Raw genomic sequence first — 19718 nt, 5'->3', positions numbered from 1 at the left:
GGCCGTGCCGGTCATAGCCAGTCCACCGGGGGCCCGTGCGGATGGCATTCGCCCAGAATCTGCGGATCGCCGTGCGGCCAGCAGCGCGCCCGCACCACGAACTTGATCGGTGCGCCCGGGCCGTCGCGGGCGGGCTCCATCGTGAGGTGCGCGAACGGCGAGCCCGCATCGGCCCGTCCGGCCAGCGCGTCGACGTGGGCGAGCACCGCGCTGCGTTCGTCGACGGACAGATACTGCCAGGTGATCGAATGCCACAACACGGTCAGCGCGCCATCCGTCAGTGTCAGGCCGGCGACCGCGTCGGCTGCGCTCCGGCGCTCCAGCCCGGCCGGGACCCGGCGGGCGACCTCGATGGCGCCGCGCAGCCGCGCCAGCCGGGCGCCCTGGTCGGGCCAGACGTAGCTCAGCACGGTCATCTCCCCGTCGGTGTCGCCGACGTCGATGGGCGCGATGTCGTATCCGTGGCGCGCCACGATCCGCAATTCGCGCCGGGGCGGCAGCGCGCCGCGCCACGCTTCGTCGATGGTCACCGCTGCGTCGGCCGGTCCCCAGTGGCCCCCGGCGAAATGGTAGCGGTAGTGGTCCGCGCGCAGGTTCAGGCCCGCACTCGATCCGATCTCGAAAAGCCTTATGGGCAAGCCGAATTCCTGGTTGATGTGTAGCAGTCCGCCGATCAGCGCGGCCGACCGGCCCACCTCGTTGGTCTGCGGTGGCCGGCCCAGCGCCGCGCGCAGCATGTCGACGTGACCGGCCACGGTGTCCAGAATCTCCGGCCAGGCGGACCCGGCGTCCCACGCGCCCCCCGTGCTGGGATAGAAGCGGCGCAGGTGCGCCGCTCGGCCGTCGAGCACCAGCCGGTGCAGCCCGCCGAGCAACCGCAGCGGCACCGCGTCGCCCGACGGGGCGTCCTCGCGCCCGGACAGGACGGTCGCGAAGACGCCGCCGGACCCGACGTCGCCGGCCACCAGCTCGCACAGTTCGCCATACATCCGCGAGCCCGACGAGTCGCAGAACCTGCCCTGCGACCGGAGGGTGTGCACCAGGTGCTCGGTCACCTGTCCAGTCCGTCCAGCCCGGCGCGGACAACGTCGAAGGCGTTGCCCAGGGCAACCGGCAGCGGGACGGACTCATCGCTGAGCCAGTGTTCGTAGGCCGACAGCGCCACCCCGAGCATCGTCCAGGCGACGGTCTGGGGCAGCAGATCGGCGGTCTTACAGTCCAGGCGGCGGGCCACGAACCCGGCGATCACCTCGCGCCAGCCGGCATACATCGTCATCGAATACGCTTGCAGCTCAGCGGTTTGCAGGATCACCCGCATGCGCTGGCGGTGCCGGGCCGTCTCGGATTCGTCAAAGGTGTTGAACGCCAACAGTGCTGAGCGCAGCGCATCACCCAGGCGCACGTCGGATTCGACCTTGTCGAGCAGATCGCGCAGGTGGGCAAGGTGATTGTCGAAGTCGCCCCAGGGAATGGCGTTCTTGGACGCGTAATACCGGAAGAGGGTCCGGCGGGAGATGCCGGCGGCGTGGGCGACGTCGTCGACGCTCACCTCGGCGAAACCGCGGGCCGTGAACATGTCGATCGCGACGTCGGTGATGTGGTGCGGGGTGGTCGAGCGGCGCCTGCCCACCCGCGGCTGCGGCATCATCGGACCCGGCCCTTCCATTTCGGCACTCGATGCCATATTCTGACGGCGAGTGTGACTCAGACCCCATCGTTGTCAAGACCGGACGAAAGGCAAGGCCCCGTGGATCACGAGACCGAAACTGACACCCAGCTCGTCACCGAGACCCTGGTCGAAGAGGTATCCATCGACGGCATGTGCGGGGTCTACTGACCGTGCCCGCACCCGCGGAGGCTCGAACGGGAACCCCGTTCGATCCCGATCGCGGCTGGTTACTCCACCCTCAGGTAGCGGTTCGGCCGGAGCCGTTCGGCGCGCTGCTCTACCACTTCGGTACCCGCAAGCTGTCGTTCCTGAAGAACCGCACCATCCTCACGGTGGTGAAGTCGCTGGCCGACCATGCCGACCTCCGGTCCGCCTGCCGCGCGGCCGGGGTGGACGACGCCGCGCAGGCGCCGTACCTGCATGCGCTGGGTGTGCTCGTCGAGTCCAACATGCTGGTGCCCCGGAAGGACGATCAATGACAACAGCGGCCCCCGTACCCCGGCTGATCGAGCAGTTCGAGCACGGGCTCGACGCGCCCATCTGCCTCACCTGGGAACTGACATACGCCTGCAACCTGGCTTGCGTGCACTGCCTGTCGTCGTCGGGCAAGCGGGACCCGCGCGAGCTGTCCACCCGGCAATGCATGGACATCATCGATGAACTAGAACGCATGCAGGTGTTCTACGTCAACATCGGTGGCGGGGAACCCACTGTGCGCCCGGACTTTTGGGAACTGGTCGACTACGCGACCGCCCACCACGTCGGCGTGAAGTTCTCCACCAACGGCGTCCGGATCACGCCTGAGGTCGCCGCGCGGCTGGCGGCCAGCGACTACGTCGACGTCCAGATCTCGCTGGACGGCGCCACCGCCGAGGTCAATGACGCCGTCCGCGGGCCCGGGTCGTTCGACATGGCGGTACGGGCGCTGGAAAACCTCGCCAACGCCGGTTTCGCCGACGCCAAGATTTCGGTGGTCGTCACCCGGCACAACGTCGACCAGCTCGACGAATTCGCCGCGCTGGCAAGCCGTTACGGAGCCACGCTGCGGATCACCCGGCTCCGCCCGTCCGGGCGTGGCGCCGACGTCTGGGAAGAGCTGCACCCCACCGCCGACCAGCAGGTGCAGCTGTACGACTGGCTGGTCGCCAAAGGCGAGCGGGTGCTCACCGGCGACTCGTTCTTCCACCTGGCCCCGCTCGGCCAATCCGGCGCCCTGGCCGGCCTGAACATGTGTGGCGCGGGCCGCGTCGTGTGCCTTATCGACCCGGTCGGCGACGTGTACGCCTGCCCGTTCGCCATCCACGACCGCTTCCTGGCCGGAAACGTGGTGTCGGACGCGGGATTCGACAACGTCTGGAAGAACGCCCCGCTGTTCCGCGAGCTGCGCGAACCCCAGTCGGCGGGCGCCTGCGGCAGCTGCGGACACTACGACAGCTGCCGGGGCGGCTGCATGGCCGCCAAGTTCTTCACCGGCCTCCCCCTGGACGGCCCGGACCCCGAATGCGTCCAGGGTCACAGCGCGACGGCGCTGGCGCACGAGCGCGAGACGCCGCGCCCCCGGGCCGATCACTCCCGCGGGAAGCGCATCCGCCAACCGGTGCCGCTGACCCTGTCGCTGCGACCCCCGGCGGTCACGCCGGCCGTGCCGCCGGCCCGCATGTGTAACGAAAGTCCGGTGTGACAATGGCCGACGCATGGTTTGAAACCGTTGCCATCGCGCAGCAACGCGCCAAGCGCCGGCTGCCGAAATCGGCCTACTCGTCGTTGATCTCGGCCAGCGAAAAGGGAGTCACGGTCTCCGACAACGTGGCAGCCTTCAGCGAACTCGGTTTCGCGCCGCACGTCGTCGGCGCGCAGGAAAAGCGCGACATGACGACCAACGTTATGGGGCAAGAGATTTCGCTGCCGGTGCTGATCTCACCGACCGGCGTGCAGGCGGTCCACCCCGATGGTGAGGTCGCCGTGGCGCGCGCCGCCGCCGCCCGCGGTACCGCCATGGGGCTGTCCTCGTTCGCCAGCAAGCCGATCGAAGAGGTCATCGCGGCCAACCCCAAGGTGTTCTTCCAGGTGTACTGGCTGGGCGACCGCGACGCGATCGCCGCGCGGGTCGAGCGCGCCCGGGCGGCCGGAGCGGTGGGCCTGATCGTCACCACCGACTGGAGCTTCTCGCACGGCCGGGACTGGGGCAGCCCGTCGATCCCGGAGAAGATGGACTTCAAGACCATCGTCAAGATGAGTCCGGAGGTCATCACCAAGCCGCGCTGGTTTTTGCAGTGGGCGAAGACCATGCGGCCGCCGGAGCTGCGGGTACCCAACCAGGGCCGCCGCGGCGAGCCCGGCCCCCCCTTCTTCCAGGCCTACGGGGAGTGGATGGGGACGCCGCCGCCGACCTGGGAGGACATCGCCTGGCTTCGCGAACTGTGGGGCGGGCCGTTCATGCTCAAGGGTGTGATGCGCGTCGATGACGCCAAAAGGGCAGTAGATGCGGGAGTTTCGGCGATATCGGTGTCGAACCACGGCGGCAACAACTTGGACGGCACGCCGGCCTCGATCCGGGCCCTGCCCGCGGTGGCCGCGGCCGTCGGCGATCAGATCGAGGTGTTGCTCGACGGCGGCGTCCGGCGCGGGAGCGACGTCGTCAAGGCCGTGGCGCTGGGAGCGCGCGCGGTGATGATCGGCCGGGCCTACCTGTGGGGGCTGGCCGCGGCCGGCCAGCCGGGCGTGGAGAACGTCCTCGACATCCTGCGCGGCGGCATCGACTCGGCGCTGATGGGTCTGGGGCGTTCCTCGGTTCACGACCTGGGACCCGACGACATCCTGGTGCCGCCCGGTTTCACCCGGGCGCTGGGCGTGCCGTCGGCCGGCGCGTAGCAAAAGCCGGGCTGTTCAGGGCGACTTTATCCGGATTATGTGACGTCTGCGCAAATCGTGATACGGGCGAGGTAACCGTGACGAACGAGTCCACAATCCGAACACCCAGTGAACGACCCAGAAAAAAACTTATTTTCAAGCTTCAACAATCGGTGCACGCCAGGTGAATTCGTCCTACCATCACCGAGTGTCCGTACTCGGCGAATTGGGAACCGCGACGTCGAGCCAGCTATCAGGAGTGGCGCCGTCGGTGATGGTTCCCCTGGGATCGACCGAACAACACGGTCCCCACCTGCCGCTGGACACCGATACCCGGATCGCGACGGCGGTGGCCGGCGACGCTCAGGCCCGCCTCGGGCACCAGTGGCTGGTGGCGCCGGCCATCGCCTACGGCGCCAGCGGTGAGCACCAGAGCTTCGCCGGAACGATCTCGCTCGGCACCGAGGCACTGACGATGCTGCTGGTCGAGTACGGCAGGTCGGCGGCCGGCTGGGCCCGGCGCCTCGTCTTCGTCAACGGCCACGGCGGCAATGTCGCGGCGTGCAACAGCGCGGTGGCGCTGTTGCGCACCGAGGGCCGCGACGTCGGCTGGTGCCCCTGCCTGACCGTCGGCGGTGACGCCCACGCCGGCCATACCGAAACATCGGTGTTGCTGTATATCTCGCCGACCGTGGTCCGGACCGATCAGCGGGTGGCCGGCAACACCGCGCCCCTGCCCGAGTTGCTCGGGTCGATGCGCCGCGGGGGAGTCGCGGCGGTCAGCCCGGTCGGCGTGCTCGGCGACCCGACCACCGCCACCGCCGCCGAGGGCGGGCGGATCTTCGCCGAGATGGTCGACGACTGTGTCCGTCGCGTCACCCGGTGGCGGCCCGGGCCCGACGGGATTCTCACATGAGCGCGCCGGCACCCCGGCTGCCGGACGGGTTCGCCGTTCAGGTCGATCGCCGCGTGCGGGTGCTCGGCGATGGCTCGGCGCTGCTCGGCGGTTCGCCGACCCGGCTGCTTAAGTTGGCTCCCGCCGCGCAGGGCATGCTTTCGGATGGCCGGCTGAAGGTGCGTGACGACCTCAGCGCCCAACTCGCCCGCACCCTGCTGGACGCCACGGTGGCGCATCCCCGGCCGGCCGGCGGCCCGTCGCACCATGACGTCACGGTGGTAATCCCGGTGCGGGACAACCTTTCTGGGGTGCGTCGCCTGGTGAGCTCACTGCGCGGCCTGCGCGTCGTGGTGGTGGACGACGGCTCGTCACCGCCGATCGAGCCGGAAGACTTCGTCGGCACGCACTGCGACATCGAGGTGCTGCGCCACCACCGCAGCAAGGGCCCGGCGGCGGCCCGCAACACCGGGCTGGGGGCCTGCCAAACGGACTTCGTCGCCTTCCTGGACTCCGACGTCGCACCGCGCCGCGGCTGGCTCGAAGCCCTGCTCGGTCACTTCTGCGATCCCACGGTCGGCCTGGTCGCGCCCCGCATCGTCGGCCTGTCGCACAGCGAGAACGCGGTGGCGCGCTACGAGGCGCTGCACTCCTCGCTCGACCTCGGTGAGCGTGAAGCGCCGGTGCTGCCGCACAGCACAGTGTCCTACGTGCCCAGCGCGGCGATCATCTGCCGGTGCTCGGCGATCCGAAATGTCGGCGGGTTCGACGAGACCCTGCAGTCCGGCGAGGACGTCGACCTGTGCTGGAGGCTCATCGAGGCGGGCGCCCGGCTGCGCTACGAGCCGATCGCGCTGGTCGCCCACGACCATCGCACCGAATTGCGGGATTGGCTCGCGCGCAAGGCGTTCTACGGCGGCTCGGCGGCTCCGCTGTCGGTACGCCACCCGGACAAGACGGCGCCGGTGGTGATTTCCGGTTGGGCGCTGATGACGTGGATCCTGATGGCATTCGGGTCCACCCTTACCCGGCTGGCGTCCATCGTGCTGGCGGTACTGACCGGTCGCCGGATCGCGCGGGCGATGCGCAGCGCCGAGACGTCGATGTCCGATGTCGCGATGATCGCCGGCCGCGGGCTGTGGTCGGCGGCGCTGCAGCTGGCGTCGGCGCTGTGCCGGCACTATTGGCCGCTGGCGTTGGTGGCCGCGACCATGTCGCGCCATTTCAGGCGGGTGGTCGTGGTTGCGGCCGTGATGGACGGGGTGGTCGACTGGCTGCACCGCCGCGACGCCCTCAGCGACGACGTCGAACCGATCGGACTGCCCGCCTACCTGCTGCTCAAGCGCGTCGACGACCTGGCCTACGGGCTCGGGTTGTGGTGGGGCGTGCTGCGCGAGCGCAATGTGCGCGCCCTGAAGCCCCAGATCCGGAGTTAACCACCACCTTGACCACAGCCGTCTCGCACAGCGATGTGCTGATCGTCGGCGCCGGCAGTGCAGGATCGGTTGTTGCGGAACGTCTTTCCGCCGATCCGGGTTGCACGGTGACCGTCCTCGAGGCAGGACCGGCGCTCGACGAGCCGGGACTGCTGGCCCAGACCGCCAACGGGTTGCAGTTGCCGATAGGCGTCGGCAGTCCGCTGGTCCAGCGTTATCAGACCCGTCTCACCGACGAACCCGCCCGGGTGCACCCCCTGGTGCGCGGGGCGACGGTGGGCGGATCGGGCGCGATCAACGGCGGCTACTTCTGCCGAGGGCTGCCGCGCGACTTCGATCGCCTGGCGCTGCCGGGCTGGGCCTGGTCCGATGTCCTCGACAGTTTTCGCGCCATCGAGACCGACCTGGACTTCGATGGCCCGGCCCACGGCGGCAGCGGTCCCATCCGGGTGCGCCGCACGCACGAAATGACCGGAACCACCGAACGTTTCATCGCCGCCGCGCAGCGTGCGGGATTCGACTGGATCGGCGACCTCAACGACGTTGGGCCCGAGCCGGTTTCGGGGATGGGTGCCGTCCCGCTCAACATCGTCGACGGCGTGCGTACCGGATCGGGTGCGGGATATCTGCTGCCGGCCCTGAGCCGGCCGAACCTGACGTTGCGGGCGCGGACGTGCGCGGCGCGGTTGCGTTTCGCCGGCACCACCGCCGTGGGTGTCGACGCGATCGGCCCGCACGGCCGCACGGTGATGACCGCCGACCGAATCGTATTGTGCGCCGGCGCCATTCAAACGGCGCAGCTCCTCATGCTCTCCGGCATCGGCGCGCCGGAGGGGTTGCGGGCCGCCGGCGTACCCGTGGTGGCGCCGCTGCCGGTGGGGGCGTCGTTCTCCGATCACCCCGAGTGGGTGTTGCCCACCGACTGGGCGGTGGCCCCCGGCCGGCCGGTGCTCGAGGTGGTGCTCAGCACCGCCGACGATCTCGAGATCAGGCCCTACACGGGCGGATTCGTCGCCATGACCGGGGACGGCACCGCCGGGCACCCGGATTGGCCGCACATCGGGGTGGCGCTCATGCAGCCGCGGGCGCGCGGGCGGATCACGCTGGCATCGGCGGATCCCGACGCGGCGCCCAGGATCGAGCATCGTTACGACAGCGAGCCCGGCGACATCGCGGCGCTGGGCCGCGGAGCCGAATTGGCCCGCGAATTGGCCGGTACCGCAATCTATGTCGGCGCCCCCGTCTGGTCCACCTCGCAACATCTTTGCGGCACCACGCCGATGGGCCCCGACACCGACCCGTGCGCCGTCGTCGACCCGCGGTGTCGGGTGCTCGGCGTCGACAACCTGTGGGTGATCGACGGCTCGATCCTGCCCGCAATCACCAGCCGCGGGCCGCACGCCACGATCGTGATGATCGGGCACCGGGCCGCGGAGTTCGTTCAGTGATGCCGTAGGCGTGTGCGGGTGGGCCCCAGGTGTGCGGCCTGGGGCCCACCCCAACCGAGCGGCGAATGTGCATGCGGTCCACGTAAATGGCCACGACAGGTGGCGGTGCGCGCGCAGATCTTGTGCGTCGCGCGGACAGTGCGTCGCAATATTCGTGGACGGCACGACCGCCGGCTCGCTGTTCACATGCTCTTGCTTACTCCGGCCGGTACCCCCTTTCGCTCGAAAACGCAGGCAGTCACGGGCAGTCACGCTCGTAGCGGAGGTGAACGCTGCCGCGCCCACACCAGGAAGACGGGCAAACGGGCTGTGCGACCGCGGTTGGGTGTGTTGCGCCGGCGGCCCGCCGGTTCGGTGGACACTGCGGTGCCTGTGCGGGGGCGGCACTGTCGCGCTGCGGGAAGCTCGCAGACGGCGTGTCGAGCCGGCCCGCCCAGTCGCCCCAGGCGAATCCATTCGGCCTCCACGATCGCCGCCGCCTCGCTCAGCGCGGGGCATGCCGGCTCGGCCATGCTCGTCTCGCTCATCAACACCACATCGCACCTCGCCTCGAAGAGATGATCTGTATCTGTCGATATATATTTCTGATACCAGAAGCGGCAGAGGTTTTCAAGCGTTCTTCAGACCGATTGCACGGTGAAGCCGCTGTCGGACAACACTATTGGATGCAGCGTGGCTCAGCTGTGACGCCGCGACAGCAGGGCGCGCACCGGGCGCAGCTGACGGCCGTCGCGGCCCGGAGCCCACACCCCGATCACCACGGCGGCGACGGCAACGATCGCGGCCATCGTAATGGTGGAAGCATGCAGGGCCGTCAGGAATGCGGCCTTACTTATGTCGGCGAGCTGCCGCCCCTGGGGTCCGAGCCGCGCGGCGATCTCGACGGCCTTGGCCAGCGAGTCGGTGGCCTGACCGCGGATCGGTCCGGGAAAGCCCGCCAGCTTCGGCGCGAGCTCGTGCGAGTAGCGGCCGGCCAGGATGGAACCGGCCACCGCGATGCCCAGCGCGCCGCCCATTTCGCGCGACGTGTCGTTCACGGCGGAGGCGACCCCCTGCTTCTCGTCGGGAACGGCACCCATGATCGCTGAAGTTGTCGGTGCCGTGCAGATTCCGATTCCGGTGGCGAGAATCATTGTGGGCCAGGCGAATTCGAAATATGTCGAGTGGAGGTCGAGTCCGTACATGCACCCGAATCCGACCGCCGTCAGCAGGATGCCGACGAACAGCACCAGCCTCAGACCCAGCCGGGGCACATACCAGAACGACAAGGCTGAGAAGATGCCCAGCGGCAACATAAAGGGCCCGAACGCGACTGCGGTCGCCAGCGGGGAGTAGCCCATGATCTGCTGCACGTACTGCATGCCGATGTAGAAGAAACCGAAGGTGGCGCCGAACAGGACGACGATCGCGGCGACGCCCGTAGCGAAATTCGGGTCGGCGAACAACCGGACATCCAGCAGTGGTTGCCTGCCCCGCGATGCCCGGCGCAACTGGTGGACACCGAAAACTGCGGCGATGACCGCGCCTACGACCAGCCCGCCCCAGACCAGCGAATCATTCCATCCGCGCCCGGGTGCTTCCAGGATCGCGGCCACGGCGATGGCGCCCGCGGCGCCGATCAGTACTGCGCCTAACGAGTCGATCTGGGGAGCGCCCGTGTCGCGAGACGATCCGACGGTGCACGCCAGCGCGAAAATCACCAGTCCAGCGATACCCAGTGACCAGAAGATCGCATGCCAGTCCCAAAAGCGAAGCAATAGGCCGGAACCGATCATGCCTATGACGCCACCAGAGCCGGCCGTACCGGCCCAGATGCCGACGGCCTTGGTGCGGTCGTCTTTCGGATAGGCCACGGTCAGCAGGGACAGCGTGGCGGGCATGACGAATGCGGCGCCGATCCCGGCCATCGCCCGGCTCGCGATGATCTGGGGAGGGCTGTGCAGCAGCGCCGGTGCCATCGAACCGATCGAGAACACGAGCAACCCGATCAGTAGCGCACCGCGTCTGCCATAGCGGTCACCGATCGCTCCGGCCGGCAACAGCAGACACGCCAGCGCCACGGTGTAGCCGTCGACGATCCAGTTCAGCTGCGACGCGGTCGCCGAGGTAGCTACCGCTAGGTCTCCGAGCGTGGTGTTCAGGGCCGTCATCGACGCGACGACCAGCGCGACACCCATGCAGGCGACGGCCAGCGTCCAATTTCGTACCCGGAAGCTACCGGCGATGGGGGTCTCGCCAGTACGCTGGTCAGGCCGGACGAGGGTTTCGACCATAGCTGTGCCTCCTCGGGAGCGCGCGGATTTTCGAGACCACTGGTCTCATAGATAGACGGATAGTCTTGTTTGGAAACGAGGGGTGCATCACAATTACCGCCGGGACATCCGATCCGCGCCCCGCGAGGTCGCGGGCCAGGTTGCTGGAAGCCGCTGTCTCCCTACTGCGCGCCGGAGGCCCCAGCGCGGTGACCGTCGACGCGGTCACCCGTACCGCCAACGTAGCGAGAGCCACGCTGTATCGCCACTTCCCGAGCGGAAACGATTTGCTGGCAGCGGCTTTCAACAGCCTCATCCCGCCGTCTCCCACGCCGCCGGCCGAGGGTTCGCTGCGGGACCGCCTGGTGGCGGTGGTGCTGGCCCAGGCCGAGTCGGTGGCCCAGGCGCCCGCGGTCATGACGGCCATGTCGTGGCTGGCCCTGGGCCGGAACCTGGAGGAGATGCCGGAGCCCCGCGACAGCCACGCCGCGGACAGCGCGGCGATCACCACGCTGCGCGAGCGCATCGCCCAGCAGTACGCGGCGCCATTCGACGCCATCTTCGACAGCCACGAGGCCGCCGAGCTGGGCGAGGTGGACCGATCCCGGGCGATCGCGCTGCTGATCGGCCCCTTGGTGCTGGGCCGCCTGTCCACCCTTCCCGACTTCGATTACCGCGAGTGCGCGCTGGCGGCGGTCGACGGTTTCCTCTATATCCAGCGCGCACACAACCGGGCCGGCGCGGCGAGCATCGAATCCACGGGCGCCTGAGGCCTAAAAAACCAGGTCGGCGGCCTCCTCGCGGGATTTGGCCAAACCCACGATCTGAGGCATACTGTTCAGGTTGCCTTGAGCCGGGTTTGCGCCTGGTCGGGCATACGACCAGCGTCCAAACGGGCGCGTCCGGTCCCATCCTTGAACGCGACGATTTTGGCCGCGGATGAGGCTGCGTGAGGGTGACACACCCGACCGCGGGGGCCGGTGGACCACGACAGGTAAACAGCGGCGCAATATCCGGCGCAGCGCTCGATCGGCCCAGAGTTGGCCGGCCCGATCGGCGCGCCGGTGGCACCAGGCCCGGTTTCGGGCCTTAACAGGAGTGAGGGTAGGAGAAGCGTGGCGGGACAGAAGATCCGCATCAGGCTTAAGGCCTACGACCATGAGGCTATTGACGCGTCGGCGCGCAAGATCGTCGAGACCGTCGTCCGCACGGGTGCCAGCGTCGTAGGTCCGGTGCCGCTGCCGACCGAGAAGAACGTGTACTGCGTCATCCGCTCCCCGCACAAGTACAAGGACTCGCGGGAGCACTTCGAGATGCGCACGCACAAGCGGCTGATCGACATCCTCGACCCGACGCCAAAGACTGTCGACGCGCTGATGCGCATCGACCTTCCGGCCAGTGTCGACGTCAACATCCAGTAGGAGATCCAGACTCATGGCAAGAAAAGGCATTCTGGGTACCAAGCTGGGCATGACGCAGGTGTTCGACGAGAACAACAGGGTCGTGCCGGTGACGGTCGTCAAGGCCGGCCCCAACGTGGTGACCCGGATCCGTACCCCCGAGCGTGACGGCTACAGCGCCGTGCAGCTGGCCTACGGCGAGATCAGCCCCCGCAAGGTCAACAAGCCGGTGACCGGTCAGTACAGCGCCGCGGGCGTCAACCCGCGCCGGCACCTCGCCGAGCTGCGCCTGGACAACCCGGAGGCGGCGGCCGAGTACGAGGTCGGCCAAGAGCTGACGGCGGAGATCTTCGCCGACGGCGCCTACGTCGACGTCACGGGCACCTCCAAGGGCAAGGGCTTCGCCGGCACCATGAAGCGCCACGGCTTCTCCGGTCAGGGCGCCAGTCACGGTGCCCAGGCGGTGCACCGCCGCCCGGGTTCCATCGGCGGCTGCGCCACTCCGGCCCGGGTCTTCAAGGGCACCCGGATGGCGGGCCGGATGGGTAGCGATCGGGTGACCGTCCAGAACCTGTTGGTGCACAAGGTCGATACCGAGAACGGCGTGCTGCTGATCAAGGGCGCGGTCCCCGGCCGCACCGGTGGACTCGTCGTGGTCCGCAGCGCGGTCAAACGAGGTGAGAAGTGATGGCAGAAGGCTCCAAGACGCTCAAGATCGACGTCAAGACGCCGGGCGGCAAGGTCGACGGCTCGGTCGAGCTGCCGGCCGAATTGTTCGATGCCCCGGCCAATATCGCGCTGATGCACCAGGTGGTCACCGCGCAGCGGGCGGCGGCGCGTCAGGGCACGCACTCGACCAAGACGCGTGGCGACGTCAGCGGTGGTGGCCGTAAGCCCTACCGGCAGAAGGGAACCGGCCGGGCCCGACAGGGTTCGACGCGTGCCCCGCAGTTCACCGGCGGTGGCGTCGTGCACGGCCCCAAGCCCCGCGACTACAGCCAGCGCACGCCCAAGAAGATGATCGCCGCGGCGTTGCGCGGCGCATTGTCCGACCGGGCGCGCAACGGCCGCATCCACGCGATCACCGAGCTGGTGTCGGGTCAGACGCCGTCCACCAAGAGCGCCAAGGCGTTCCTGGGCACGCTGACCGACCGCAAGCAGGTGCTGGTCGTGATCGGCCGCAGTGACGAGGCCGGCGCCAAGAGCGTGCGCAACCTGCCCGGTGTGCACATCCTGGCTCCCGACCAGCTCAACACCTATGACGTGCTGCGCTCCGACGACGTGGTGTTCAGCGTTGAGGCGCTCAACGCCTACATCGCCGGGGCCACCGGTGCGGCCGCCGATAAAGATGTGGAGGTTTCGGCCTGATGGCGACCATCACTGACCCCCGCGACATCATCCTGGGCCCGGTCATCTCGGAGAAGTCCTATTCGCTGCTCGACGACAACGTGTACACGTTTGTGGTGCACCCCGATTCGAACAAGACGCAGATCAAGATCGCCATCGAGAAGATCTTCTCCGTCAAGGTCGCGTCGGTGAACACCGCGAACCGGCAGGGTAAGCGCAAGCGCACCAGGACCGGATTCGGCAAGCGCAAGAGCACCAAGCGGGCCATCGTCACGCTGGCGCCGGGTAGCAAGCCGATCGATCTGTTCGGGGCACCGGCGTAGCCGCCGCGAGAGGAAGACCTGATTAGACATGGCAATTCGTAAGTACAAGCCGACGAGCCCCGGCCGTCGCGGCTCGAGCGTGTCCGATTTCTCCGAGGTCACTCGTTCGGAGCCGGAGAAGTCGCTGGTGCGCCCGCTGCACGGTCACGGTGGGCGAAACGCGCACGGCCGCATCACCACTCGCCACAAGGGTGGTGGCCATAAGCGCGCCTACCGGGTGATCGACTTCCGTCGCAACGACAAAGACGGTGTCAACGCCAAGGTTGCGCACATCGAATACGACCCCAACCGGACCGCCAACATCGCGTTGCTGCACTTTCTGGACGGCGAGAAGCGCTACATCATTGCGCCGCAGGGACTCTCGCAGGGCGACGTGGTGGAGTGCGGCCCGAACGCGGACATCAAGCCGGGCAACAACCTGCCGTTGCGCAACATCCCGGCCGGTACCGTGATCCACGCCGTGGAACTGCGGCCGGGCGGCGGCGCCAAGCTGGCGCGGTCGGCCGGGTCGAGCATCCAGTTGCTCGGTAAAGAGGGCACCTACGCGTCGCTGCGTATGCCAAGCGGCGAGATCCGCCGCGTCGACGTGCGCTGCCGCGCCACGGTCGGCGAGGTCGGCAACGCCGAGCAGGCGAACATCAACTGGGGCAAGGCCGGCCGGATGCGGTGGAAGGGCAAGCGCCCTTCGGTCCGTGGTGTGGTCATGAACCCGGTGGACCACCCGCACGGTGGTGGTGAGGGTAAGACCTCGGGTGGTCGCCACCCGGTGAGCCCGTGGGGCAAGCCCGAGGGCCGCACCCGCCACCCGAACAAAGCCAGTAACAAGCTCATTGTCCGACGCCGGCGCACCGGCAAGAAGCACGGTCGCTAGGAAGTCAGGAGTAGCACATGCCACGCAGCCTGAAGAAGGGCCCGTTCGTCGACGGTCACCTGCTCAAGAAGGTGGACACGCAGAACGAGAAGAACACCAAACAGGTGATCAAGACATGGTCGCGGCGTTCGACGATCATTCCTGACTTCATCGGCCACACCTTCGCCGTCCACGACGGACGCAAGCATGTCCCGGTGTTCGTCACCGAGGCGATGGTCGGCCACAAGCTTGGTGAATTCGCGCCCACCCGCACCTTCAAGGGACACATCAAGGACGACCGGAAGGCCAAACGGCGATGACCACAACGGAATTCCCCTCGGCGGTGGCCAAAGCACGTTTCGTGCGGGTGTCGCCGAGAAAGGCGCGCCGGGTGATCGACCTGGTGCGCGGCCGCTCGGTGGCCGACGCGCTGGACATCTTGCGCTGGGCGCCGCAGGCCGCCAGTGAGCCGGTGGCCAAGGTGATCGCCAGTGCGGCGGCCAACGCGCAGAACAACAACGGGCTGGATCCGGCGACCCTGGTGGTCGCCACCGTCTACGCCGACGAGGGCCCCACCGCCAAGCGCATACGTCCGCGCGCCCAGGGCCGCGCGTTCCGGATCCGCAAGCGCACCAGCCACATCACGGTCGTGGTGGAAAGCCGGCCGGGCAAGGACCAGGGGTCGGCCAAGTCGACCCGGGCCCGTCGCGCGGAGGCCAGCAAGGCCGCCGCGAAGGCACCGGCCAAGAAAGCGCCGGCCAAGGCGCCCGCGAAGAAGGCCGCAACGAAAGCCGAAGCCAAGACGTCTGAGACCTCTGACGCGAAGGGAGGCTCAGACTAGTGGGCCAGAAGATCAATCCGCACGGCTTCCGGCTGGGCATCACCACCGACTGGAAGTCACGCTGGTACGCCGACAAGCAGTACGCGGACTACGTCAAGGAAGACGTCGCGATCCGGCGGCTGCTCTCGACCGGCCTGGAGCGGGCCGGGATCGCCGACGTGGAGATCGAGCGCACCCGTGACCGGGTCCGGGTGGACATCCACACCGCGCGTCCCGGCATCGTCATCGGCCGTCGCGGCACCGAGGCCGACCGGATCCGTGCCGACCTGGAGAAGCTGACCGGCAAGCAGGTGCAGCTCAACATCCTCGAGGTCAGAAACCCGGAGTCGCAGGCACAATTGGTGGCCCAGGGCGTCGCCGAGCAGCTGAGCAACCGCGTGGCGTTCCGCCGCGCGATGCGTAAGGCCATCCAGTCGGCGATGCGTCAGCCCAACGTCAAAGGCATCCGGGTGCAGTGCTCCGGCCGTCTCGGTGGTGCCGAGATGAGCCGCTCGGAGTTCTACCGCGAGGGCCGGGTGCCGCTGCACACGCTGCGCGCCGACATCGACTACGGCCTGTACGAAGCCAAGACGACCTTCGGCCGGATCGGCGTGAAGGTCTGGATCTACAAGGGCGACGTCGTCGGCGGCAAGCGCGAATTGGTCGCTGCCGCTCCGGCGGGCGCCGAGCGTTCGCGCCGCGAGCGTCCGTCGGGCACCCGTCCGCGTCGCAGTGGCGCGTCGGGCACCACGGCCACCAGTACCGAAGCCGGCCGCGCGGCCGCAAGCGCCGAAGAGGGCGCAGCAGCCGCCGCGACCCAGGCCGCACCCGCTGCAGAACCACAAAGCACGGAGAGCTGAATCATGTTGATTCCCCGCAGGGTTAAACACCGCAAGCAGCATCACCCCCGCCAGCGCGGCATCGCCAGTGGCGGCACGGCGGTGAACTTCGGTGACTACGGCATCCAGGCCCTCGAGCACGCCTACGTCACCAACCGGCAGATCGAGTCCGCTCGTATCGCCATCAACCGGCACATCAAGCGTGGCGGCAAGGTGTGGATCAACGTCTTCCCCGACCGTCCGCTGACCAAGAAGCCCGCCGAAACCCGCATGGGTTCGGGTAAGGGGTCGCCCGAGTGGTGGGTGGTCAACGTCAAGCCGGGCCGGGTGCTGTTCGAACTCAGCTACCCCAACGAGCAGACCGCCCGGGCGGCACTGACTCGCGCAATCCACAAGTTGCCGATCAAGGCACGCATCGTGACTCGAGAGGATCAGTTCTGATGGCAGTGGGAATTTCGCCTGGCGAACTGCGTGAGCTCACCGAAGAGGAGCTGGCCGAGCGGCTGCGCGAATCCAAGGAAGAGCTGTTCAATCTGCGTTTCCAGATGGCGACCGGTCAGCTCACCAACAACCGCCGGCTCCGCACGGTGCGTCAGGAGATCGCGCGGGTCTACACCGTGCTCCGCGAACGAGAACTGGGCTTGGCTTCCGGGCCCGACGGTAAGGAATCGTGATGGCAGAAGCCAAGAAGGCTGCCCCCAAGAAGGCCGCCACAACCGAGGCCGCGTCGAAGGACAAGGGCCCCAAGCACACTCCGGCCAACCCGAAGGTGCGCGGACGCCGCAAGGTCCGCATCGGGTACGTCGTCAGTGACAAGATGCAGAAGACCATCGTGGTCGAGCTGGAAGATCGGGTGCGTCACCCGCTGTACGGCAAGATCATCCGGACCACCACCAAGGTCAAGGCGCACGACGAGAACAGCACCGCCGGGATCGGCGACCGCGTCTCGCTGATGGAGACCCGCCCGACGTCGGCGACCAAGCGTTGGCGGCTCGTCGAAATTCTGGAAAAGGCGAAGTAAGCCCTTTTAATACCACCACCACGACGCCCGGTCCCGGGTGTAGTCTTCACGCACGTTCGGCAAGTCCGCTACGAGAGTGAGGCTGACGATGGTGGCTGGGTCGGGGCAATCCGGGCAATCCGGACAATTCAGGGGCAAGATCGAGCTCGACATCCGGGATTCCGAACCGGATTGGGGCCCCTACGCCGCACCGACCGCGCCCCCGAACGCGCCGAACGTCCTGTACCTGGTGTGGGATGACACGGGCATCGCAACCTGGGACTGCTTCGGCGGTTTGGTTGAGATGCCCGCGATGTCGCGCATCGCCGAACGCGGCATCCGGCTCTCGCAGTTTCACACCACCGCGCTGTGCTCGCCGACCAGGGCGTCGTTGCTCACCGGTCGCAACGCCACGACCGTCGGCATGGCCACGATCGAGGAGTTCACCGAGGGGTTCCCCAACGCCAACGGCCGCATCCCGTTTGACACCGGGCTGCTTTCCGAGGCTCTCGCCGAGCGGGGTTACAACACCTACTGCGTGGGCAAGTGGCACTTGACGCCGCTGGAGGAATCGAACCTCGCGTCGACGAAGCGGCACTGGCCGACCTCGCGCGGCTTCGAACGGTTCTACGGGTTTCTGGGCGGCGAAACCGATCAGTGGTATCCCGACCTCGTGTACGACAACCACCCGGTGCGTCCGCCGGGCACCCCCGAGGACGGCTACCACCTCTCGAAGGACCTCGCCGATAAGACGATCGAATTCATCCGCGACGCGAAAGTGATTGCGCCTGAGAAGCCTTGGTTCTCCTACGTGTGCCCCGGCGCCGGGCACGCGCCGCATCACGTCTTCAAAGAATGGGCCGACAAGTATGCCGGCCGCTTCGACATGGGTTACGAGCGCTACCGCGAGGTGGTGCTGGAGCGGCAGAAGTCGCTGGGCATCGTGCCGCCCGAGACCGAATTGTCGCCGGTGAACCCGTATCTCGACGTGAAGGGACCGGGCGGTGAGCCGTGGCCGTTGCAGGACACCGTGCGGCCCTGGGACTCGCTCAACGACGAAGAGAAGAAGCTGTTCTCCCGGATGGCCGAGGTGTTCGCCGGTTTCCTGAGCTACACCGACGCCCAGATCGGCCGAATCCTGGACTATCTCGAGGAATCGGGTCAGCTGGACAACACCATCATCGTGGTGATCTCCGACAACGGTGCCAGCGGTGAGGGCGGCCCGAACGGATCGGTGAACGAGGGCAAGTTCTTCAACGGCTACATCGACACCGTCGAAGAGAGCATGAAGCTGTTCGAACATCTCGGCGGCCCCGAGACCTACAACCATTACCCCATCGGATGGGCGATGGCGTTCAACACGCCCTACAAACTGTACAAGCGGTACGCCTCGCATGAGGGCGGCATCGCCGACACGGCAATCATTTCGTGGCCCAACGGCATTGCCGCACACGGGGAGGTCCGCGACAATTACGTCAACGTCTGCGACATCACTCCGACCGTCTACGATCTGCTGGGGATGACGCCGCCGGAAACTGTCAAGGGCATTGCCCAGAAGCCGCTGGACGGCGTGAGTTTCAAAGCGGCCCTCGCCGATCCGGGCGCCGACACCGGCAAGCGCACCCAGTTCTACACCATGCTGGGTACCCGCGGGATCTGGGATCAGGGCTGGTTCGCCAATACCGTGCATGCGGCGACACCAGCCGGCTGGTCGCATTTCGATGCCGATCGCTGGGAACTGTTCCATATCGAGGCGGACCGCAGCCAGTGCCACGACCTGGCCGCCGAAAACCCGGACAAGCTAGAGGAACTCAAGGCGCTGTGGTTCTCGGAGGCGGCCAAGTACAACGGGCTGCCGCTGTCGGATCTGAACATACTGGAGACCCTGGGGCGATCGCGGCCGTATCTGGTCAGCGATCGGGACAGCTACATCTACTATCCCGGCTGCGCGGATGTGAGCATCGGTGCCGCCGCCGAAATCCGGGGCCGGTCTTTCTCGGTCCTGGCCGACGTGACCATCGACACCACCGGCGCCGAAGGCGTGTTGTTCAAGCAGGGCGGCGCGCACGGTGGGCATGTGCTGTTCATCCAGGACGGCCGGCTGCACTACGTGTACAACTTCCTCGGCGAGCGCCAGCAGGAGGTCTCCTCGTCCGTCGCCGTACCCCTGGGCAGGCATCTGTTCGGCGCCAGCTATTCACGCACCGGAACGGTCGAAAACAGTCACACGCCGCTGGGCGACGTCTCGCTCTTCATCGACGACGAGCTCGTCGGCTCACTGGCCGGAGTGACCACCCACCCCGGCACCTTCGGGCTGGCGGGAGCCGGTATCACGGTCGGGCACAACGGCGGATCCCGAGTGTCCAGCCGCTACAAGGCGCCCTACACGTTCACCGGTGGCACCATCGCTCAGGTCACCGTCGACCTGTCGGGCCGGCCCTACGTGGACGTGGAAACCGAAATCGCGCTTGCCTTTTCGCGGGACTGACCCGGCGGCAGACGCGAGGGCGCCAGCTCAGCAAACCGGCGGCCCCGAAACCGTGTCATCGCTATGCGCTGAAAATTCGGGTCTGCGCTGCTAGCATCTCG

The 19718-nt window shown here is 67.7% G+C and carries 23 protein-coding genes; 20 read left to right on the top strand and 3 right to left on the bottom strand.

Annotated elements, in window-relative coordinates:
* Nucleotides 1-11: 11 nt before the first annotated feature.
* Nucleotides 12-1055 (bottom strand): DUF2332 domain-containing protein, encoded by a 1044-nt coding sequence (locus tag G6N50_RS15710; RefSeq protein ID WP_083093302.1) that lies wholly within the window; start codon nt 1053-1055, stop codon nt 12-14.
* Complete coding sequence (gene mftR / locus G6N50_RS15705) at nt 1052-1648, bottom strand: mycofactocin system transcriptional regulator (protein WP_163650973.1); 597 nt, start codon at nt 1646-1648, stop codon at nt 1052-1054. Before mftR ends, G6N50_RS15710 begins: the two co-directional genes overlap by 4 nt.
* A 99-nt stretch (nt 1649-1747) precedes the next feature.
* On the opposite strand from mftR, the gene mftA reads away from it, so the two are divergent.
* The 7 genes from mftA (at nt 1748) to mftG (ending at nt 8298) form a co-directional block, all read left to right on the top strand.
* Nucleotides 1748-1837, top strand: a complete 90-nt coding sequence (gene mftA / locus G6N50_RS15700; protein ID WP_007773607.1) for a mycofactocin precursor MftA — start codon at nt 1748-1750, stop codon at nt 1835-1837.
* On the top strand, nt 1822-2148 hold the full coding sequence (gene mftB, locus G6N50_RS15695) for a mycofactocin biosynthesis chaperone MftB (protein WP_197748027.1): 327 nt from the start codon (nt 1822-1824) through the stop codon (nt 2146-2148). The genes mftA and mftB overlap by 16 nt, the downstream gene beginning before the upstream one ends.
* Complete coding sequence (gene mftC, locus G6N50_RS15690) at nt 2145-3350, top strand: mycofactocin radical SAM maturase (protein WP_083093305.1); 1206 nt, start codon at nt 2145-2147, stop codon at nt 3348-3350. The genes mftB and mftC overlap by 4 nt, the downstream gene beginning before the upstream one ends.
* Nucleotides 3351-3352: 2 nt before the next feature.
* The gene (gene mftD / locus G6N50_RS15685; protein WP_083093307.1) at nt 3353-4540 is read left to right on the top strand and encodes a pre-mycofactocin synthase MftD; all 1188 of its coding nucleotides are present in this window, start codon (nt 3353-3355) and stop codon (nt 4538-4540) included.
* 163 nt (nt 4541-4703) lie between these two features.
* Complete coding sequence (gene mftE / locus G6N50_RS15680) at nt 4704-5435, top strand: mycofactocin biosynthesis peptidyl-dipeptidase MftE (protein WP_083093309.1); 732 nt, start codon at nt 4704-4706, stop codon at nt 5433-5435.
* Nucleotides 5432-6850 (top strand): mycofactocin biosynthesis glycosyltransferase MftF, encoded by a 1419-nt coding sequence (gene mftF, locus G6N50_RS15675; RefSeq protein WP_083093311.1) that lies wholly within the window; start codon nt 5432-5434, stop codon nt 6848-6850. Before mftE ends, mftF begins: the two co-directional genes overlap by 4 nt.
* A gap of 8 nt (nt 6851-6858) precedes the next feature.
* On the top strand, nt 6859-8298 hold the full coding sequence (gene mftG, locus G6N50_RS15670; RefSeq protein ID WP_083093313.1) for a mycofactocin dehydrogenase MftG: 1440 nt from the start codon (nt 6859-6861) through the stop codon (nt 8296-8298).
* 677 nt (nt 8299-8975) lie between these two features.
* Here mftG and G6N50_RS15665 read toward each other — a convergent pair.
* Nucleotides 8976-10571, bottom strand: coding sequence for an MFS transporter (locus tag G6N50_RS15665; RefSeq protein ID WP_083093315.1), 1596 nt, complete (start codon nt 10569-10571; stop codon nt 8976-8978).
* A 140-nt stretch (nt 10572-10711) separates the two neighbouring features.
* Between G6N50_RS15665 and G6N50_RS15660 the strand changes: the two genes are divergently transcribed.
* From G6N50_RS15660 to G6N50_RS15600, 13 genes are all read left to right on the top strand, one after another.
* Entirely contained in the window at nt 10712-11320 is a 609-nt protein-coding gene (locus tag G6N50_RS15660) for a TetR/AcrR family transcriptional regulator (RefSeq protein WP_282957574.1), read from the top strand.
* Between the two features lie 345 nt (nt 11321-11665).
* Nucleotides 11666-11971, top strand: coding sequence for a 30S ribosomal protein S10 (gene rpsJ, locus G6N50_RS15655; RefSeq protein ID WP_003873519.1), 306 nt, complete (start codon nt 11666-11668; stop codon nt 11969-11971).
* 13 nt (nt 11972-11984) lie between these two features.
* Nucleotides 11985-12638 (top strand): 50S ribosomal protein L3, encoded by a 654-nt coding sequence (gene rplC, locus G6N50_RS15650; protein ID WP_067833768.1) that lies wholly within the window; start codon nt 11985-11987, stop codon nt 12636-12638.
* Nucleotides 12638-13318, top strand: a complete 681-nt coding sequence (rplD, locus tag G6N50_RS15645; protein ID WP_083093319.1) for a 50S ribosomal protein L4 — start codon at nt 12638-12640, stop codon at nt 13316-13318. The genes rplC and rplD overlap by 1 nt, the downstream gene beginning before the upstream one ends.
* Nucleotides 13318-13620: a 50S ribosomal protein L23 gene (gene rplW / locus G6N50_RS15640; protein ID WP_007773589.1), complete on the top strand. Its 303-nt coding sequence runs from the start codon at nt 13318-13320 to the stop codon at nt 13618-13620. Before rplD ends, rplW begins: the two co-directional genes overlap by 1 nt.
* Nucleotides 13621-13648: 28 nt before the next feature.
* Complete coding sequence (gene rplB, locus G6N50_RS15635; protein WP_067833773.1) at nt 13649-14491, top strand: 50S ribosomal protein L2; 843 nt, start codon at nt 13649-13651, stop codon at nt 14489-14491.
* A 17-nt stretch (nt 14492-14508) separates the two neighbouring features.
* A complete protein-coding gene (gene rpsS / locus G6N50_RS15630; RefSeq protein WP_007773585.1) occupies nt 14509-14790 on the top strand; it encodes a 30S ribosomal protein S19 in 282 nt (93 codons plus the stop codon).
* A complete protein-coding gene (rplV, locus tag G6N50_RS15625) occupies nt 14787-15311 on the top strand; it encodes a 50S ribosomal protein L22 (protein ID WP_083093321.1) in 525 nt (174 codons plus the stop codon). Before rpsS ends, rplV begins: the two co-directional genes overlap by 4 nt.
* On the top strand, nt 15311-16150 hold the full coding sequence (rpsC, locus tag G6N50_RS15620) for a 30S ribosomal protein S3 (RefSeq protein WP_083093322.1): 840 nt from the start codon (nt 15311-15313) through the stop codon (nt 16148-16150). Before rplV ends, rpsC begins: the two co-directional genes overlap by 1 nt.
* A 3-nt stretch (nt 16151-16153) precedes the next feature.
* Nucleotides 16154-16570 carry a 50S ribosomal protein L16 gene (gene rplP / locus G6N50_RS15615; RefSeq protein WP_007773582.1) on the top strand — a complete coding sequence of 139 codons (417 nt, stop codon included), beginning with the start codon at nt 16154-16156 and terminating at the stop codon, nt 16568-16570.
* On the top strand, nt 16570-16803 hold the full coding sequence (gene rpmC / locus G6N50_RS15610) for a 50S ribosomal protein L29 (RefSeq protein ID WP_007773580.1): 234 nt from the start codon (nt 16570-16572) through the stop codon (nt 16801-16803). The genes rplP and rpmC overlap by 1 nt, the downstream gene beginning before the upstream one ends.
* The gene (gene rpsQ, locus G6N50_RS15605) at nt 16803-17150 is read left to right on the top strand and encodes a 30S ribosomal protein S17 (RefSeq protein ID WP_083093324.1); all 348 of its coding nucleotides are present in this window, start codon (nt 16803-16805) and stop codon (nt 17148-17150) included. The genes rpmC and rpsQ overlap by 1 nt, the downstream gene beginning before the upstream one ends.
* 88 nt (nt 17151-17238) lie before the next feature.
* Entirely contained in the window at nt 17239-19617 is a 2379-nt protein-coding gene (locus tag G6N50_RS15600; protein ID WP_083093325.1) for an arylsulfatase, read from the top strand.
* The last annotated feature ends 101 nt before the right edge of the window (nt 19618-19718 follow it).

It is taken from the genome of Mycobacterium mantenii, from assembly GCF_010731775.1.
In the GTDB taxonomy this organism is placed as follows: Bacteria; Actinomycetota; Actinomycetes; order Mycobacteriales; family Mycobacteriaceae; genus Mycobacterium; species Mycobacterium mantenii.
The sequence above is the reverse complement of the archived record's forward strand: the minus strand, read 5'-3'. Positions and strand labels throughout refer to the sequence as shown.

Bases quoted from the DNA above. Each gene is read 5' to 3' on its own strand.
- rplV (WP_083093321.1), top strand. From the start codon at position 14,787: ATGACCACAACGGAATTCCCCTCGGCGGTGGCCAAAGCACGTTTCGTG.
- rpmC (WP_007773580.1), top strand. From the start codon at position 16,570: ATGGCAGTGGGAATTTCGCCTGGCGAACTGCGTGAGCTCACCGAAGAG.
- mftF (WP_083093311.1), top strand. From the start codon at position 5,432: ATGAGCGCGCCGGCACCCCGGCTGCCGGACGGGTTCGCCGTTCAGGTC.
- rplP (WP_007773582.1), top strand. From the start codon at position 16,154: ATGTTGATTCCCCGCAGGGTTAAACACCGCAAGCAGCATCACCCCCGC.
- rplD (WP_083093319.1), top strand. From the start codon at position 12,638: ATGGCAGAAGGCTCCAAGACGCTCAAGATCGACGTCAAGACGCCGGGC.
- G6N50_RS15600 (WP_083093325.1), top strand. From the start codon at position 17,239: ATGGTGGCTGGGTCGGGGCAATCCGGGCAATCCGGACAATTCAGGGGC.
- rpsQ (WP_083093324.1), top strand. From the start codon at position 16,803: ATGGCAGAAGCCAAGAAGGCTGCCCCCAAGAAGGCCGCCACAACCGAG.
- rplB (WP_067833773.1), top strand. From the start codon at position 13,649: ATGGCAATTCGTAAGTACAAGCCGACGAGCCCCGGCCGTCGCGGCTCG.
- G6N50_RS15665 (WP_083093315.1), bottom strand. From the start codon at position 10,571: ATGGTCGAAACCCTCGTCCGGCCTGACCAGCGTACTGGCGAGACCCCC.
- mftR (WP_163650973.1), bottom strand. From the start codon at position 1,648: ATGATGCCGCAGCCGCGGGTGGGCAGGCGCCGCTCGACCACCCCGCAC.
- rpsS (WP_007773585.1), top strand. From the start codon at position 14,509: ATGCCACGCAGCCTGAAGAAGGGCCCGTTCGTCGACGGTCACCTGCTC.
- mftC (WP_083093305.1), top strand. From the start codon at position 2,145: ATGACAACAGCGGCCCCCGTACCCCGGCTGATCGAGCAGTTCGAGCAC.
- mftD (WP_083093307.1), top strand. From the start codon at position 3,353: ATGGCCGACGCATGGTTTGAAACCGTTGCCATCGCGCAGCAACGCGCC.
- rplC (WP_067833768.1), top strand. From the start codon at position 11,985: ATGGCAAGAAAAGGCATTCTGGGTACCAAGCTGGGCATGACGCAGGTG.
- rplW (WP_007773589.1), top strand. From the start codon at position 13,318: ATGGCGACCATCACTGACCCCCGCGACATCATCCTGGGCCCGGTCATC.